General features: G+C 65.4%; 14 protein-coding genes. 6 read left to right on the top strand and 8 right to left on the bottom strand.

All coding sequences use genetic code 11. The features are described from left to right. Positions 1-24 precede the first annotated feature (24 nt). On the bottom strand, positions 25-879 hold the full coding sequence (locus tag G7Y54_RS02110) for a hypothetical protein (RefSeq protein WP_165076627.1): 855 nt from the start codon (positions 877-879) through the stop codon (positions 25-27). A gap of 19 nt (positions 880-898) precedes the next feature. Then, positions 899-1,687 (bottom strand): sirohydrochlorin cobaltochelatase, encoded by a 789-nt coding sequence (locus G7Y54_RS02105; RefSeq protein ID WP_165076625.1) that lies wholly within the window; start codon positions 1,685-1,687, stop codon positions 899-901. A gap of 147 nt (positions 1,688-1,834) precedes the next feature. Between G7Y54_RS02105 and rfbD the strand changes: the two genes are divergently transcribed. From rfbD to gdhA, 3 genes are all read left to right on the top strand, one after another. Further along, positions 1,835-2,716: a dTDP-4-dehydrorhamnose reductase gene (gene rfbD / locus G7Y54_RS02100; RefSeq protein ID WP_165076623.1), complete on the top strand. Its 882-nt coding sequence runs from the start codon at positions 1,835-1,837 to the stop codon at positions 2,714-2,716. Between the two features lie 14 nt (positions 2,717-2,730). Then, positions 2,731-3,945, top strand: a complete 1,215-nt coding sequence (locus G7Y54_RS02095) for a DUF3179 domain-containing protein (RefSeq protein WP_165076621.1) — start codon at positions 2,731-2,733, stop codon at positions 3,943-3,945. A 121-nt stretch (positions 3,946-4,066) separates the two neighbouring features. Further along, positions 4,067-5,416: an NADP-specific glutamate dehydrogenase gene (gdhA, locus tag G7Y54_RS02090; RefSeq protein WP_165076619.1), complete on the top strand. Its 1,350-nt coding sequence runs from the start codon at positions 4,067-4,069 to the stop codon at positions 5,414-5,416. Between the two features lie 107 nt (positions 5,417-5,523). Here gdhA and G7Y54_RS02085 read toward each other — a convergent pair whose 3' ends face one another. The 6 genes from G7Y54_RS02085 to G7Y54_RS02060 form a co-directional block, all read right to left on the bottom strand. Then, positions 5,524-6,267, bottom strand: coding sequence for an MIP/aquaporin family protein (locus G7Y54_RS02085; RefSeq protein WP_165076617.1), 744 nt, complete (start codon positions 6,265-6,267; stop codon positions 5,524-5,526). A gap of 111 nt (positions 6,268-6,378) precedes the next feature. Further along, complete coding sequence (glpK, locus tag G7Y54_RS02080) at positions 6,379-7,878, bottom strand: glycerol kinase GlpK (protein WP_165076615.1); 1,500 nt, start codon at positions 7,876-7,878, stop codon at positions 6,379-6,381. A gap of 172 nt (positions 7,879-8,050) precedes the next feature. Further along, entirely contained in the window at positions 8,051-8,548 is a 498-nt protein-coding gene (locus G7Y54_RS02075) for a hypothetical protein (RefSeq protein WP_165076613.1), read from the bottom strand. A gap of 18 nt (positions 8,549-8,566) precedes the next feature. Further along, on the bottom strand, positions 8,567-9,247 hold the full coding sequence (locus G7Y54_RS02070) for a nitroreductase family protein (RefSeq protein ID WP_165076611.1): 681 nt from the start codon (positions 9,245-9,247) through the stop codon (positions 8,567-8,569). Between the two features lie 53 nt (positions 9,248-9,300). Further along, positions 9,301-10,023 carry an amidohydrolase family protein gene (locus G7Y54_RS02065; RefSeq protein ID WP_165076610.1) on the bottom strand — a complete coding sequence of 241 codons (723 nt, stop codon included), beginning with the start codon at positions 10,021-10,023 and terminating at the stop codon, positions 9,301-9,303. Then, positions 9,933-10,298 (bottom strand): hypothetical protein, encoded by a 366-nt coding sequence (locus G7Y54_RS02060; RefSeq protein WP_165076608.1) that lies wholly within the window; start codon positions 10,296-10,298, stop codon positions 9,933-9,935. The genes G7Y54_RS02065 and G7Y54_RS02060 overlap by 91 nt, the downstream gene beginning before the upstream one ends. A 77-nt stretch (positions 10,299-10,375) precedes the next feature. Between G7Y54_RS02060 and G7Y54_RS02055 the strand changes: the two genes are divergently transcribed. The 3 genes from G7Y54_RS02055 to G7Y54_RS02045 all read left to right on the top strand — a co-directional run bounded on the left by G7Y54_RS02055 (position 10,376) and on the right by G7Y54_RS02045 (position 13,155). Beyond that, positions 10,376-10,825, top strand: a complete 450-nt coding sequence (locus G7Y54_RS02055; RefSeq protein WP_165076606.1) for a MarR family transcriptional regulator — start codon at positions 10,376-10,378, stop codon at positions 10,823-10,825. Between the two features lie 213 nt (positions 10,826-11,038). Beyond that, positions 11,039-12,010: a hypothetical protein gene (locus G7Y54_RS02050; RefSeq protein WP_165076597.1), complete on the top strand. Its 972-nt coding sequence runs from the start codon at positions 11,039-11,041 to the stop codon at positions 12,008-12,010. A 59-nt stretch (positions 12,011-12,069) separates the two neighbouring features. Continuing rightward, complete coding sequence (locus G7Y54_RS02045; protein ID WP_165076593.1) at positions 12,070-13,155, top strand: DctP family TRAP transporter solute-binding subunit; 1,086 nt, start codon at positions 12,070-12,072, stop codon at positions 13,153-13,155. The last annotated feature ends 9 nt before the right edge of the window (positions 13,156-13,164 follow it).

The raw sequence follows: 13,164 nt of genomic DNA, 5'->3' as shown, positions 1-13,164 counted from the left end.
TTTGGCGGAATTGTCCGCAAGAGCTTATTTCAGGGCCTTGAGGATGGCGTCGGCCGACACCTTGGCGAGCACCCTGCCGTCCACGATGACGGCCGGCAGCTCGCGCACGCCGTAATACTGGCAGAGCTGCGTGGTCTGGTACATGTTCACATTGCCGGCATCGTAGCAGTATTTGGCCACCTTGAGCTCCTCCTGCGCGGGCACCGGCGGCTTCACGCGCGAAAGATAGGCGTAGTGGATGGGATAGTCCGTGGGCTGCGCGGTGGCGTCATATTCATTTTTAAAGGTCTTCACGGAGCCCGCGCGGCGTTGCGCCGCCTTGACCTCGTTCCAGCGGTCGAGCGCGTAGGTGAGATAGGGCATGGCCTGCCCCGGCCTCGAATGGGCGATCCAGATGGCGAGGCCCATAAGGTCTGTGCCGTACTGTTCCGTGCTGTTGGCGAAAACGGCGATCTTGCACTCCTTCGGCGAGAGGGAGCGGCTCGCCGTGGTCACGGCCTTCCACACCTCGGCGCTTTTGGGATTGGCGAAATTGAGAAGCACCAAAATCTCGTGCGGCGCCGTGCGCTCGCCGAAGACCACGGGATAGATCTCTTCGCGCCAGTTTTTGCGGTGCGCCGCTTCGCCCTCGATGGTGGGCTGGCCGCCGCCCATGGCGCCGAGCATCTGCTGCCCTTCGCTGGTGAACTCGCGCGTATTGGGGAGTTTCGCCTGCATGTAGGGGTTGAAGGCATTGGCCCCGCCGCCGGGCGCGCCCCCGGAAAGCGCCGCCTGATCGGGCGCGGCCGGTACGTCCTCACTTCCGCCGCCGCTGCCGCCCGCGGCGCAGCCAAGAAGCATGAGCGTCATCACCAGTGTGGGCACAAGTTTCCCGCGCATCTTCCACCTCGTTGCTGAATTACCCCAAAGTTTCACCGCAGGCTTCAGCCGCGGCGGTTTCCAGATGGCGCAGCCAGATCCCGGCCACGCCCGGATATTCCACCAGTCCCCTGAGCACGGGCACGCACTCGCGCTGTTCGCCCTCGATGCGCGAGCGCCACGAGCCGGCGCCGTCGCCCGCCATGTCGCGCAGGGCGTGCTGCCCCACCACCGAGAGCAGGGGCATGAGCCACACCCGGCCCGACGTGAGCCTCGGCAGGATGGACGTGAGCGCCATGGCGTCGCCCATGGTGCCCACATGGACACGGGCGTCCAGCTGCCGCATGGCCGCCGCGAGGTCCCCATAACGCGCGCCCCCGGCATGCCGGGCGCCGTGCCCCATGAGCACCACGTCCTCATGCGGGAGGCGCCCTTCGGGGAGATGCGCGGCCAAAGCCCGGGCAGCGGCCTCCACATCGGCGGTCTCCGCCAGAAGCGGCGCGCCCACGCGGCAGCAGAGGCCGAGCTTCCGCACGGCCTCGGCGCAGGCGGCGCAGACTTCTTCATGCTCCGCGCCGGCGATGGCCTGCAAGGGCTGCACGGCCACGCGCTCATAGCGCTCAAAGCTGAGCCGCATAAGAGCCTTGCGCACGGAGTCGCTTTTCTGGCGCGCCCGGGCAAGGCGCTCGCGCAACAGCGGCGAGGTGAAGGCCCAGCGCACGGACCAGCCGGCGAACCTCTCGCGCACCATGGCGTCAAAGGCGTGCAGGGCCTGGCGCCCTTGCGGAGTGGCCGCGCCGAACGCCGCCAGAAGAATCGCCCTTCTCATGCGCATTCTTTGTACGTCACTTGCCCCCCGCCCGCAAGCAGCCGGGGGGCAGCCAAGCCATGTTGACCGTGCTGTGGCTTGGGGCTAGAGTCGCGCCATACGGAACAAAGGCGTGAGAACGCCGCATGGAACGGCAGGAGGCCGGGCATGGCGAAAGCATTGGTTCTCGGCGGGGCCACCGGCCTTGTGGGGCAGGCATTGACGCGGGCGCTCACGGACGCGGGCTGGGAAACGCGCGTCTTCAGCCGCACGGACGGCAACCTGCTCGACCTTGAGTTTCTGCGCGGCCTGCTGGAAGAGGCCGGCGCGGACGTGGTGTTCAACGCCCTCGGCTGGACGCGCGTGGACGCTGCGGAAGAGCATCCCGAAGAAGCGCTCATCGCCAACCGCACCCTGCCGGACGCGCTGGCGCGCACGCTGGCCGCTCTCGGGTACGGGCACCTCGTCCATTTCAGCACGGATTTTGTCTTTTCCGGGCCCCATGACGGCCCTTGGCGCGAAACCGACACTCCGCACCCCAAGAGCGTCTACGGGCGCACCAAGCTCGCCGGCGAGGAGGCCGTGTTGAGCGCGCTCCCGGAGCGGAGCTGCGTGCTGCGCACGGCGTGGCTCTTCGGGCCCGGGCGCTCCAATTTCGTGGATGTCATCCTCAATGCCTGCCGCAAACGCGACGCCGTGAGCGTGGTGCATGACCAGATCGGCTCGCCCACCTATACCCTCGACCTCGCCCGCTGGACCGAGAAGCTGGCCCGGGCCCGCGCCACCGGCATCTGGCACGCGGTCAACAGCGGTGTGGCGAGCTGGTGCGAGCTCGCGAGCGAAGCCATCGCCCTCACCTCCGGCCCCTGCCGGGTGGAGCCCATCCCGGGGAGCGAATGGCCGCAGGCCGCGGAACGGCCCGCCAATTCCGCGCTCGACAACAGCAAACTCGCGGAATTCTTGGGCGAAAAGCCCCGGCCGTGGCCCCGGGCGCTTCGGGAATACCTCTTCAGCGAATACGCGGGCGCCGAGGGGGGGAGCGCCCGCTGATGCGGCGGCCGACCATGCTTCCGGCCGGCCTCTTCGCCGGGCTTGCCGCGCTCCTGCTCCTCCTTTTTGGCGCCGCCCCGGCCGAGGCGCGCCCGCAGGACCTCCAGCAGCTCGCCGACATCACGCGCTATCTCGTCGACGTGCCCATGCCCGGGACCATCACCTCGCTCTACCGGCCGCGCTATGACACCGTCGCCGAGGCCGACCTCAAGATGACGCACAACGAGCCGGCCTTCGTGGTCATCTTCCCGGACGGGCCGCGCATCTATCCGCAACGCTATCTCGTCTGGCACCAGGTGGTCAACGAGCTCATCAACGACCACGCCTATGCCGTCACCTACTGCCCCATCACGGGCACCTTCATGGCATATGACGCCTCCATGCAGGGCCTGAACCTGATCTTCGACGTGGAGAGCCACAGCGGCACCGGCGGCACGGCCGGCTTTCTCTATGACGGCAACAGCATCCTCACCGACCGCAATTCCGGCAGCCTGTGGCTGCAGGAGATGGGCATGGCCTTCGAGGGCCCGCTGCTCGGGCGCGGCATGCCCACGCTGCCCGTGTTCTGGACGACATGGGGCGCGGCGAGCCACGTCTATCCCGACGCGCCCGTGCTCGCCAAGCCGCGCGGCAGGCGCCCGTACGGGCGCGACCCCTACGGCAGCTACCTGAAAAAAGACACCTATTATGACAACGACACCCTCGCCTACCAGCCCCGCTGGCTCGACAGGCGCTTTCACCGCAAGACGCCCATGCTCTGCCTGGAGTATGACCATTTCCTCCTCGCCGTGGACATCGCCTATGTGAAAAAAAAGGGCGCGGTGAATTTTTTTCTCGGGCCGGCGCCGCTTTTGGCCGTGCATGACAAAAGGCTCGACGTGGTGCGCATCTACAGCCGCCAGGTCTGGGCCGAGCCCTTCCTGTTCGTCATGCAGGACGGCAACCTCATGGACATCAATACCAAAAGCACCTGGGATACGGCCACGGGCAAGGCCACGGCCGGCAATATGCGCGGCGCCTCCATGAAGGAGTTTTTCGGGGTCTATTCCATGTGGTTCGCGTGGTACAGCCTCAATCCCGAGACCCTTGTCATCCCGGGCCCCGGCGAGGTGCCGGCGCACCTGCTCTCCACCGAGGCGCCGGGCGTGGGCGATACCCCCGAGTTGCCCAAGGGTGGCGAAGGGGACGGCGCCTTGCCCGGGGGCCCCCGTTGGGAACCGGCCCTCTAGACGACCCCATTTTGCCGCGCCGGGCGGCGCTCGCGCGCTTGCCAGCGGCGCGGAATACGGCTAAGAAATTTCCCGGATATGTGAACCCAGGCGCAGAGGCGCCCGAGCAAAGGAGCAGAGAATGACATACGTGCAGCGCGTGATGGACAACCTGAAGGAACGCTACAGCTGCGAGCCGGTCTTCCTCCAGGCTGTGCAGGAAGTTTTGCAGAGCCTGACGCCCATTCTGGAAAGGAATGACAAATACGAGAAATACCGCATCCTTGAGCGCATCACCGAGCCCGAGCGCATCATCGCCTTCCGAGTGGACTGGGTGGACGACAAGGGCCAGATCCAGGTGAACCGCAGCTACCGCGTGCAGTACAATTCGGCCATCGGCCCCTACAAGGGCGGCCTCAGGCTGCACCCGAGCGTCAATCTCGGTATCCTCAAGTTCCTCGGTTTCGAGCAGATCTTCAAGAACTCGCTCACCGGCCTTGCCATCGGCGGCGGCAAGGGCGGTTCCGACTTCGACCCCAAGGGCAAGTCCGAGATGGAGGTCATGCGCTTCTGCCAGGCCTTCATGACCGAGCTTTTCCGCCACATCGGCGCCACCATCGACGTGCCCGCGGGCGACATCGGCGTGGGCGGCCGCGAGATCGGTTTCCTCTTCGGGCAGTTCAAGCGCCTCACCAAGAGCTATGAGGGCGTGCTCACCGGCAAGAACCTGCTCTTCGGCGGCTCGCTCGCGCGCACCGAGGCCACTGGCTACGGCGTGGTCTACTTCGCGCAGGCCATGCTCAAGGCGCGCAACGAAACGCTGGAAGGCAAGGAATGCGCGGTCTCCGGCGCGGGCAACGTGGCCATCTACTGCTGCCAGAAGCTCCAGCAGATCGGCGCCAAGCCCGTCACCGTGTCCGATTCGCGCGGCATGATCCATGACCCGTCCGGCATCCGCGTGGATGTGCTCCAGCAGGTCAAGGAAGTGGAGCGCGCCTCGCTCACGCGCTATGCGGAGCTCGTGCCCTCGGCCAAGTACACGGCCGTCGCCGACTATCCCAAGGGGCGCAACGCCGTGTGGAGCGTGCCCTGCTTCGCCGCCTTCCCCTGCGCCACGCAGAACGAGCTCAACCTCGCGGACGCCGAGACCCTGCTTAAGAACGGCTGCAAGTGCGTGGCCGAAGGCGCCAACATGCCTTCCACGCTGGACGCCGTCCATGCCTTCGTGAAGGCCGGCATCGCCTACGGGCCCGCCAAGGCCGCCAATGCGGGCGGCGTGGCCACGAGCCAGCTCGAGATGGCGCAGAACGCCAGCATGCAGAGCTGGGATTTCGCCACCGTGGACGAAAAGCTGCACCGCATCATGGACAATATCTACAAGAACGCCGCCGACACCGCCAAGGAATTCGGCGAGCCCGGAAACCTCGTCATGGGCGCCAACATCGCCGGCTTCCGCAAGGTGGCCGACGCCATGATCGCCCAGGGGATTTAGGCGTTAGCCGTTCCCTGCCCTGACGGCAGGGGCATGCGTTAAAACGAAAAGGCTGTCCACTCCCTTCCGGGAGTGGACAGCCTTTTCGTTTTGGCCCGAGGGCGGCCTTACATCATGCTTTTCACCACGGCAAAGACGATGGCCGCGGTCACGGCGCCGAGAATGGGGCCGAGGATGGGGATCCAGCTGTATTCCCAGTCATTGCTGCCCTTGTCCTTGATGGGCAGGGCCGCATGCGCGAGGCGCGGGCCCATGTCGCGCGCGGGATTGATGGCATAGCCCGTGGTGCCGCCGAGCGACATGCCGATGACCACCACGAGCAGCGCCACGGGGATGGCCCCGATGCTGCCGAGGCCGACCTCGGCGGTGTTGCCGGTCTCGCTCATGTAGAGGATGACGAGCACGAGCACGAAGGTGCCGAGCACCTCGCAGACGAGGTTGCGCCGGTAATTGCGTATCGCCGGGATGGTGGAGAAGACGGCGAGCTTGGTGGGCTTGTCCTCGGTGGCGTCAAAGTGGTCCTTGTAGAACACATAGACGGCCACGGCCCCGAGGAAGGCCCCGAGCATCTGGGCGATGATGAAGGGGATGACAAAGCCCCACGGGAACTTGCCGGCCGCGGCAAGGCCGATGCTGACCGCCGGGTTGAGGTGCGCCCCGGAATAGGGCCCGGCGATGAGCACGCCGCACATGACCGCGAGGCCCCACGCGAGGGTGATGACCACCCAGCCGCCCCCCTGGCCCTTGGAGCCCTGGAGATTACAGCAGGCCACCACTCCGCAGCCCAAGAGGATCATGACGAAGGTGCCGAGAAGCTCGAAAATGCATTTCACGAACAGGCTGGTTTCCATAGCGCGCTCCTTGTTTTCGCGTCGGATATGTGCCTGGTGTCTTCCCGGCGGGGCGGCTCAACGGGGCGGCCGCCCAGCGCCGGTGTGCGTTGCAACAAAGCGGTCGGCCGTCTACTTGGGATACTGGCAGATGACCGCTTCCACGGCCTTGTGCCAGCCCTCGATCTGCTTGGCCACGCGGGCCGTGTCGCCAAAGGGCGAGAAGGCGCGCTCCACCTGCCACTGCGACTGGATCTCGCCGATGCTCTCCCAGAAGCCCACGGCGAGGCCGGCCAGGTAGGCGGCGCCGAGCGCCGTGGTCTCGGTGATGCGCGGACGCAGTACCTCGCAGGCGAGGATGTCGCTCTGGAACTGCATGAGCAGGTTGTTGCGCGAGGCGCCACCGTCCACCTTGAGGTTGGCGAGGGGAAGGCCCGAATCGCGCTCCATGGCGCGCACGATGTCATAGGTCTGGAAGGCGATGCCCTCCAGCGCCGCGCGGGCGATGTGCGCCGTGGTGGTGCCGCGGGTGATGCCCGAGATGGAGCCGCGCGCGTACTGGTCCCACCAGGGGGCGCCGAGGCCGGTGAGCGCCGGCACGAAATACACGCCGTCCGTATCCGGCACCGAGGCCGCCAGTTCCTCCACCTCCTCGGAACTGCGGATGCACTTGAGGCCGTCGCGCAGCCACTGCACCACCGAGCCGCCCACGAAGATGGAGCCTTCAAGGGCGTAGGTGACCTTGTCGCCGATCTTCCAGGCGATGGTGGTGAGCAGGTCGTTTTCGGAGCGGATGGGCTTGTCGCCGCTGTTCATGAGCAAAAAGCAGCCCGTGCCGTAGGTGTTTTTCACCGAGCCGGGCTCGATGCACATCTGCCCGAAGAGCGCGGCCTGCTGGTCGCCCGCCATGCCCGAGATGGGCAGCTTGTGCGCGAAGAGCGTGGTGGTGGTGTGGCCGTAGACCTCGCTGCTCGAGCGCACATCCGGCATCATGGAGCGCGGAATGTCGAAGAGGTCGAGCAGCTCCTGGTCCCAGTCCAGCGTGTGGATGTTGTAGAGCATGGTACGCGAGGCGTTGCTCACGTCGGTCACATGCACTTCGCCGCGGGTGAGCCGCCACACGAGCCAGGAATCCACGGTGCCGAAGAGCAGCTTGCCCTCCTCGGCGCGGCGACGGGCGCCGGGCACGTTGTCGAGAATCCACTTGACCTTGGTGGCGCTGAAGTAGGCGTCGAGGATGAGGCCGGTCTTGTCGCGGATAAAGTCCACCTTGCCCTCTTCGCGCAAGTGGTCGCAATAGTCGGCGGTGCGGCGGTCCTGCCAGACGATGGCGTTGTAGACCGGCTCCTCGGTCTCCTTGTCCCAGACGATGGTCGTCTCGCGCTGGTTGGTGATGCCGATGCCCGCGATGTCGTGGCCGTTGATGCCGATGGTCGAGATGGCCTCGGCCACCACCGAGGCCTGCGAGGCCCATATCTGGTGCGGGTCATGCTCCACCCAGCCCGAGCGCGGGAAGATCTGCGGAAATTCCCGCTGCGCCGTGGCGCAGATATTGCCCCCCTTGTCGAAAACCAAGGCGCGGGAGCTGCTTGTACCCTGATCCAAGGCCAAGATGTACTTGCGTGAATTCATGGGCCCTCCTTGCGGCTCGATATGGTGGGAAACAAAAACGGTGCGGGCTTGTCGTGCCCCTTTCCTTTCCACCTATCGCAAAAGAGGGCGCATGACCAGAAAAATGACCCCCTTTTCGGGGACGGTGCAGAAAAAACAGGAGGAGAGAAGAAAGAGCGCGGCCCCGGAGCCGTCAGCGCCGCTTCCAGGGCCGAATGACCGAGATGGCCACAAGGAAGATGAGCAGGGCCGCCTGCACAAGCGAGCCTGCGAGGTGGAGCGCGCGGACCTGCCGGTAGGCCGCCTCCTGGAGGGCCGCGTTGCCGGCCGCCTCACTCATGGCGAACAGGGCGCCCTCCCAGCGGCCGAGGAAGAGCCAGCCGCTCACGAAGCACAGGCCGGTGACGAGCCATTTCACCGCGACCCAGCGCTGGCGGAAGAAGCCCCACGGTGTCAGCAGGCCGTAGAGGAGGCCCGTGAGCACGCAGGTGCCGAGGCCAAGGGTGATGACCACCCACATGTCAACAACATGGCTCGAAAAATTGATGCCGTAGAGCATGCCCTCGCGGGCGGCCTGCCCGCTGGAGAAGTTGAGCATGATCATGGAGACCGCGCCGCCGAGCCAGCAGGCGACGCCGAGAAGATGAACTATCTTCAAGATCTTCATGCCGCGGCTTTTCAGGACTGCCATGGTGTGCTCCCACAAACTTCAGAAAGTGGAGGCCCCGGAGCTACAGGCAGCCCCCGGGGGCAGCGCGCCCGCAAAAATCCCCGCCCCGCAGCTCCACTTGTCGTCATCCCGCCTCAGGGGAATATAATTGACCGCAATCACATGCTGTTTTTTGGCCGGCCCGGGCGCCTCGCACGGATAGCCCACCGCCAGGGCGATGAGCGGCACGAAGCCCTCGGGCAGCTCCAGCTCCCGGGTGTGGTCGAGCTCGGGGAAGAGGCGCATGGATTCGAGCGCGCCCCACATGAAGACGCTGCCGAGGCCGAGATTTACGGCCTCAAGGTGCATCATGCAGGTGATTGTGGTCACATTGGCCCATTCGATGCCGGGCTGCACGTCCTGCCGCCGGTGGGACACAAAGAAGACCGCCGGCGCGCCATAAAACAGGTTGGGCTTGAGCAGGTTTTCCCCGTCCGCCGTGTCGCCGGCTATCTCCTTCACCTTTTCCTTCGTGGAAAAGCGCTTCCACGCGGCCTCGCACAGCCGGTGCAGCAGCTTTTGGTCCCGCACCACCGTGATGTGCACATCCTTGTACAGATTGCTGCCCACGGGCGCGCGGCTGGCCGAGGCGATGACGCTCCCTATCTGGCGGGGCGTAAGCGGCCGGTCCTGATACTTGCGCGTGGATCGGCGCCGGGCCAGGAGTTCTTCAAAGTCCATACGGTCACTCCTTCGTTACGCCATGCCACTGGCCGCGGCGCAGCTTTCCCACTTCAGCTGATATGCAGCAGTTTCTCCGCATTGGCGCTCCCGAACTGGATCTTTTCCTCCTCCGTCAGGGGCGCGTCCTCAAGGAAGGCGCTGGCGCCCTTCTCCGGCATGTAGGGAAAATCCGTGGAATAGAGCAAGTGGCCGATGCCCACCTTTTTCAGGCAATATTCAAGGCAGTCATAGTCCCAGACGCCGCTGGGCGTTATCGAGACATGATCCTTGTAGTACTCCGAGATGGTCTGCGGGAGGCCCGTCACCGCCGGGGAGAGCATCTGGTCGAGCCGGGTGAGGTAATAGGGCAGCACTTCGCCCCAATGGCCCGAGATGATCTTGAGCCCCGGGAAGCGCTCGAACACGCCGCGCAGGATCATGCGCAGCATCTGCACGCCCGCCTCCACATGCCAGCCCCAGCCATAGGCGCTGACGATGGTGTCCACCTGCTCGCCGAGGCCGCTGTAATAGGCGGGGCACACTTCCTTGCAGGTGAAGCTGGGATGGACGTAGAGCGGCACATCGAGCTCGCAGAAGGCCTGCCACACGGGCTCGAAGCGCGGGTCGTCCAGAAAGACCGGGCCAGTGCCCGGGCGCCCGGAAATGAGCGCACCCACGAAACCGAGCTCGGAAACACAGCGTTTCAGCTCCGCCACAGCCTCCTGCGGGCTTGCCCAGGGGAGGGTCGCAAAGGCGCGGAAGCGCGTGGGCCATGGCTTGATGGCCGCGGCCATGTCGTCGTTGGCTGCTTCGTCAGCGTGGCGGCCTCCGCCCCGGTGAGCCATTGCGAGGCATTGGTGTAGGAAACCACCTCCATGTCGATGCCGGCCTTGTCCAGGATGGCGACGCGCTGCTCGCCGAGGCTGAAAAGCTGCGCCACATCCGGCATGTCAGCGGCCGCCGGGTGCAGGAAAGTCTCGGCGTAGGGATAGGCGTCCGCCACGGCCTTGGCGGTGGCTTTTGAAATTGGCTGGGAAACGATATGCTCTTCCAGGGCGATGATCTTCATGCTTCCCTCCCGTTCCGTGCTTTTGCCGCTCGACGGAACGTGACTATTGATATATCAATGCTTCAGGAGGCGTGTCAATGAGCGAGGCCGATGACGAAAAAAACGCCCTGGGCTATCACCTGCACCGGGCCTTTGCCGCGCTCACCGAGACCCTGCACGCGGAATTGCGCGCGGCCGGGCTTTCCCTCACGCATCCGCAATTTTCCGTGCTCCAGGCCGTGAGCCGCAAGCCGGGCATAAGCCAGAACGGCCTCGCGCGTGAAACCGGCAAGGACGGCGCCGCCATCAGCCGCTCGCTCGACTATCTCGAAAAGCGGGGGCTCGTGCGCCGCGCGCCCCTCAACGGCTGCACCAAGGGCGTGTTCCTGACGCAAAAGGCCGAAGATCTTCGGCCGCTGCTGGACGGCGCCATCCGCAAAACCGTGGCCCGCGCCTGCCGGGACATGACACCTGAAGAGGTGGAAACTGTCATCCGCCTTTTGGAAAAAATCTCCTCCACCTTGCACGAGGGCGCGAAGGACAACTGATTGCAAACGGAAGGCGGCGTTGTCCGTGCCCTTCAGGCTGTCCCAAACTCCTGCAAGCCGAAAGGCCGAAAATGCCTCTGCAACGCATGTGGTTTTTTTGACAAAAGCGGCGCCCGGGGCTATGTGTTCCCTTTCCGCATCGCAAGCGCCCACGGGCGCGCCTTTTCGGTGCCCGCAGGGGCGCCGGCCCGCCGGCCGCCACCGGGGAGAAATATGGAACGGCTCCTCCTCACTCTCGGCATCATCTTCGCCAGCCTGGCCGCGGGCTATGCCTCGCGCCATGCAGTGGAGGCCGGGAAGCTGCCCTGGAGCGCCGCCCGCATGGAGGAGGCCCGCAAGAAGATGCAGGTGCTGGCGGTCTTCGTGCTCATCCCACTCTCGGCCATGCTCTCGCTCTGGGGCCTCCCGAAGCCCGACCCGCGGCTCATCGCCCTGCCCGTCCTGGGGCTCGCCGCCTGGGTGCTCGGCGGCGCCATCGCCCTTGTGGCCGCGAAAAAACTCCATCTCGACCGCCCCCAGACGGGCAGCCTCTACTGCTGCGGCACCTTCACCAATATCGGCGCCGTGGGCGGGCTCACGAGCCTGCTTTTCCTGGGGGAAAATTCCATCGCCCTCGTGGCGCTCTACCGCCTCTGCGAAGAGCTCTACTATTTCAGCGTTTCCTTCCCCATCGCGCGCTGGTACAGCCCGGAAAATACGCAAACGAAGCTCTCCTTCCGCGCCTTCAGGCTCGACCCCATCCTCTGTGTCATCGTCTGCGCGCTCGGCACGGGCTTTTTGCTCAACCTCGCGGGCGCGCCCCGGCCGGACTTTTGCGGGCCGCTCGCCTCGGGCGCCATGATCTTGGCGACCACGCTCTTTCTCTTCGCCATCGGCCTGAGCCTGCGCCTTTCGCGGCTCTCGTGCTATCTTGCGCCGAGCCTTGCCGTCTGCGCCATCAAGTTCGTGGCGGTGCCGGTGGTCATCATCAGCCTGGCGGCGGCGCTCGGCTTCGGCAATATGGAGGGCGGCCTGCCGCTCAGGGTGGTGGCCATCCTCTCTGCCATGCCCGTGGCCATGACCGCACTGGTGCCGCCGACCCTCTTCCACCTTGATGTCGACCTTGCCAATGCCTGCTGGATCTTCAGCACACTGGGGCTGGTGGCCGTGCTGCCGCTCCTGTTGCTTCTTCTGCCCGCCCTGTAGGGCACTTGCCCGGGCCGCGTGCGAAAAATGGCACGGGCGCAAACACCCGAGGAGGTCTTATGAAACGCGGAAAACTCTTTCTCGCCCTGGCGGCCTGCGCCTGCCTTGTGGCGGCGCCGTTCACGGCCGCCAAGGCGGAACCGTACAAGGGCGAATACAAGCTGAGCGTGGTGCCCGGCGCCACCTCCGGCTGGGGCAAGACGGCCACCTATTTCGCGGACCTCGTACGCAAGCGCTCCGACGGGCGCATCAATATCAAGGTCTATCCCTCGAGCCAGCTGCTCTCCGGCAAGCAGACCTCGGAATTCCTCATGCTGCGCAACGGCGCCATTGACTTCGCGCTGGCCTCGACCATCAACTGGTCGCCGCAGATCAAGGAACTCAACCTCCCCGCGCTGCCCTTCTTCATCGCCGCCCAGCCCGACCGCTACAAGGCCATGGACGCCATTGAGGCCGGCAAGTCCGGCAAGATGATGGTGGACGCCATCGAGGACAAGGGCGTCAAGATCATCGGCTGGGCCGAGAACGGCTTCCGCGAGCTCACCACCAGCAAGGGGCCCATCGCCTCGCCCGAGGACATGAAGGGCCTCAAGATCCGCGTGGTGGGCAGCCCCATCTTCATCGAGACCTTCCGCGAGCTGGGCGCCAACCCGGTGAACATGAACTGGAGCGAGGCCACCACGGGCTTCCAGCAGGGCGTGGTGGACGGCCAGGAAAACCCGACCAACGGCATCAACATCCCGCTCAAGATCTGGGATTTCCACAAGCACCACAGCGACTGGCACTACATGATCGACCCCCTGCTCATGGGCGTGAACCCGCAGGTGTGGAAGAGCTTCAGCCCCGAGGACCAGAAGCTGCTCGTGGAATGCGCGGCCGAAGCGGAAAAGTACGGCAAGGCGCTTTCGCGCCTCGGCATGGATGACGGCGCTTCCGCCGCCTACCTGAAGAGCATCGGCGAACTGCCCGAAGCGGCGGACCCCTACGCCACCATGAAGGAAAACGGCATGACCGTCACCCGCCTCACGCCCGAGCAGATCCAGGCCTTCCACAAGGCCACGCAGAAGGTGCGTGACGACTGGACGGCCAAGATCGGGCCCGACCTCGTGAAGGCGGCCGAAAGCGACATGGCCGCCGTCAAGTAGCACGGCGCG

The sequence above is a fragment of the Desulfovibrio sp. ZJ746 genome (assembly GCF_011039155.1).
Classification (GTDB): Bacteria; Desulfobacterota; Desulfovibrionia; order Desulfovibrionales; family Desulfovibrionaceae; genus Desulfovibrio.
Note: the sequence above shows the minus strand (reverse complement) of the source record. Positions and strands in the feature narration are given on the sequence as shown.

What these genes read in the sequence shown, in the direction of transcription:
- G7Y54_RS02055 (WP_165076606.1), top strand. Translation starts at nt 10,376, where the DNA reads ATGAGCGAGGCCGATGACGAAAAAAACGCCCTGGGCTATCACCTGCAC.
- G7Y54_RS02050 (WP_165076597.1), top strand. Translation starts at nt 11,039, where the DNA reads ATGGAACGGCTCCTCCTCACTCTCGGCATCATCTTCGCCAGCCTGGCC.
- gdhA (WP_165076619.1), top strand. Translation starts at nt 4,067, where the DNA reads ATGACATACGTGCAGCGCGTGATGGACAACCTGAAGGAACGCTACAGC.
- G7Y54_RS02110 (WP_165076627.1), bottom strand. Translation starts at nt 879, where the DNA reads ATGCGCGGGAAACTTGTGCCCACACTGGTGATGACGCTCATGCTTCTT.
- G7Y54_RS02065 (WP_165076610.1), bottom strand. Translation starts at nt 10,023, where the DNA reads ATGGCCGCGGCCATCAAGCCATGGCCCACGCGCTTCCGCGCCTTTGCG.
- G7Y54_RS02045 (WP_165076593.1), top strand. Translation starts at nt 12,070, where the DNA reads ATGAAACGCGGAAAACTCTTTCTCGCCCTGGCGGCCTGCGCCTGCCTT.
- G7Y54_RS02070 (WP_165076611.1), bottom strand. Translation starts at nt 9,247, where the DNA reads ATGGACTTTGAAGAACTCCTGGCCCGGCGCCGATCCACGCGCAAGTAT.
- G7Y54_RS02075 (WP_165076613.1), bottom strand. Translation starts at nt 8,548, where the DNA reads ATGGCAGTCCTGAAAAGCCGCGGCATGAAGATCTTGAAGATAGTTCAT.
- rfbD (WP_165076623.1), top strand. Translation starts at nt 1,835, where the DNA reads ATGGCGAAAGCATTGGTTCTCGGCGGGGCCACCGGCCTTGTGGGGCAG.
- G7Y54_RS02095 (WP_165076621.1), top strand. Translation starts at nt 2,731, where the DNA reads ATGCTTCCGGCCGGCCTCTTCGCCGGGCTTGCCGCGCTCCTGCTCCTC.
- G7Y54_RS02085 (WP_165076617.1), bottom strand. Translation starts at nt 6,267, where the DNA reads ATGGAAACCAGCCTGTTCGTGAAATGCATTTTCGAGCTTCTCGGCACC.
- glpK (WP_165076615.1), bottom strand. Translation starts at nt 7,878, where the DNA reads ATGAATTCACGCAAGTACATCTTGGCCTTGGATCAGGGTACAAGCAGC.
- G7Y54_RS02105 (WP_165076625.1), bottom strand. Translation starts at nt 1,687, where the DNA reads ATGAGAAGGGCGATTCTTCTGGCGGCGTTCGGCGCGGCCACTCCGCAA.
- G7Y54_RS02060 (WP_165076608.1), bottom strand. Translation starts at nt 10,298, where the DNA reads ATGAAGATCATCGCCCTGGAAGAGCATATCGTTTCCCAGCCAATTTCA.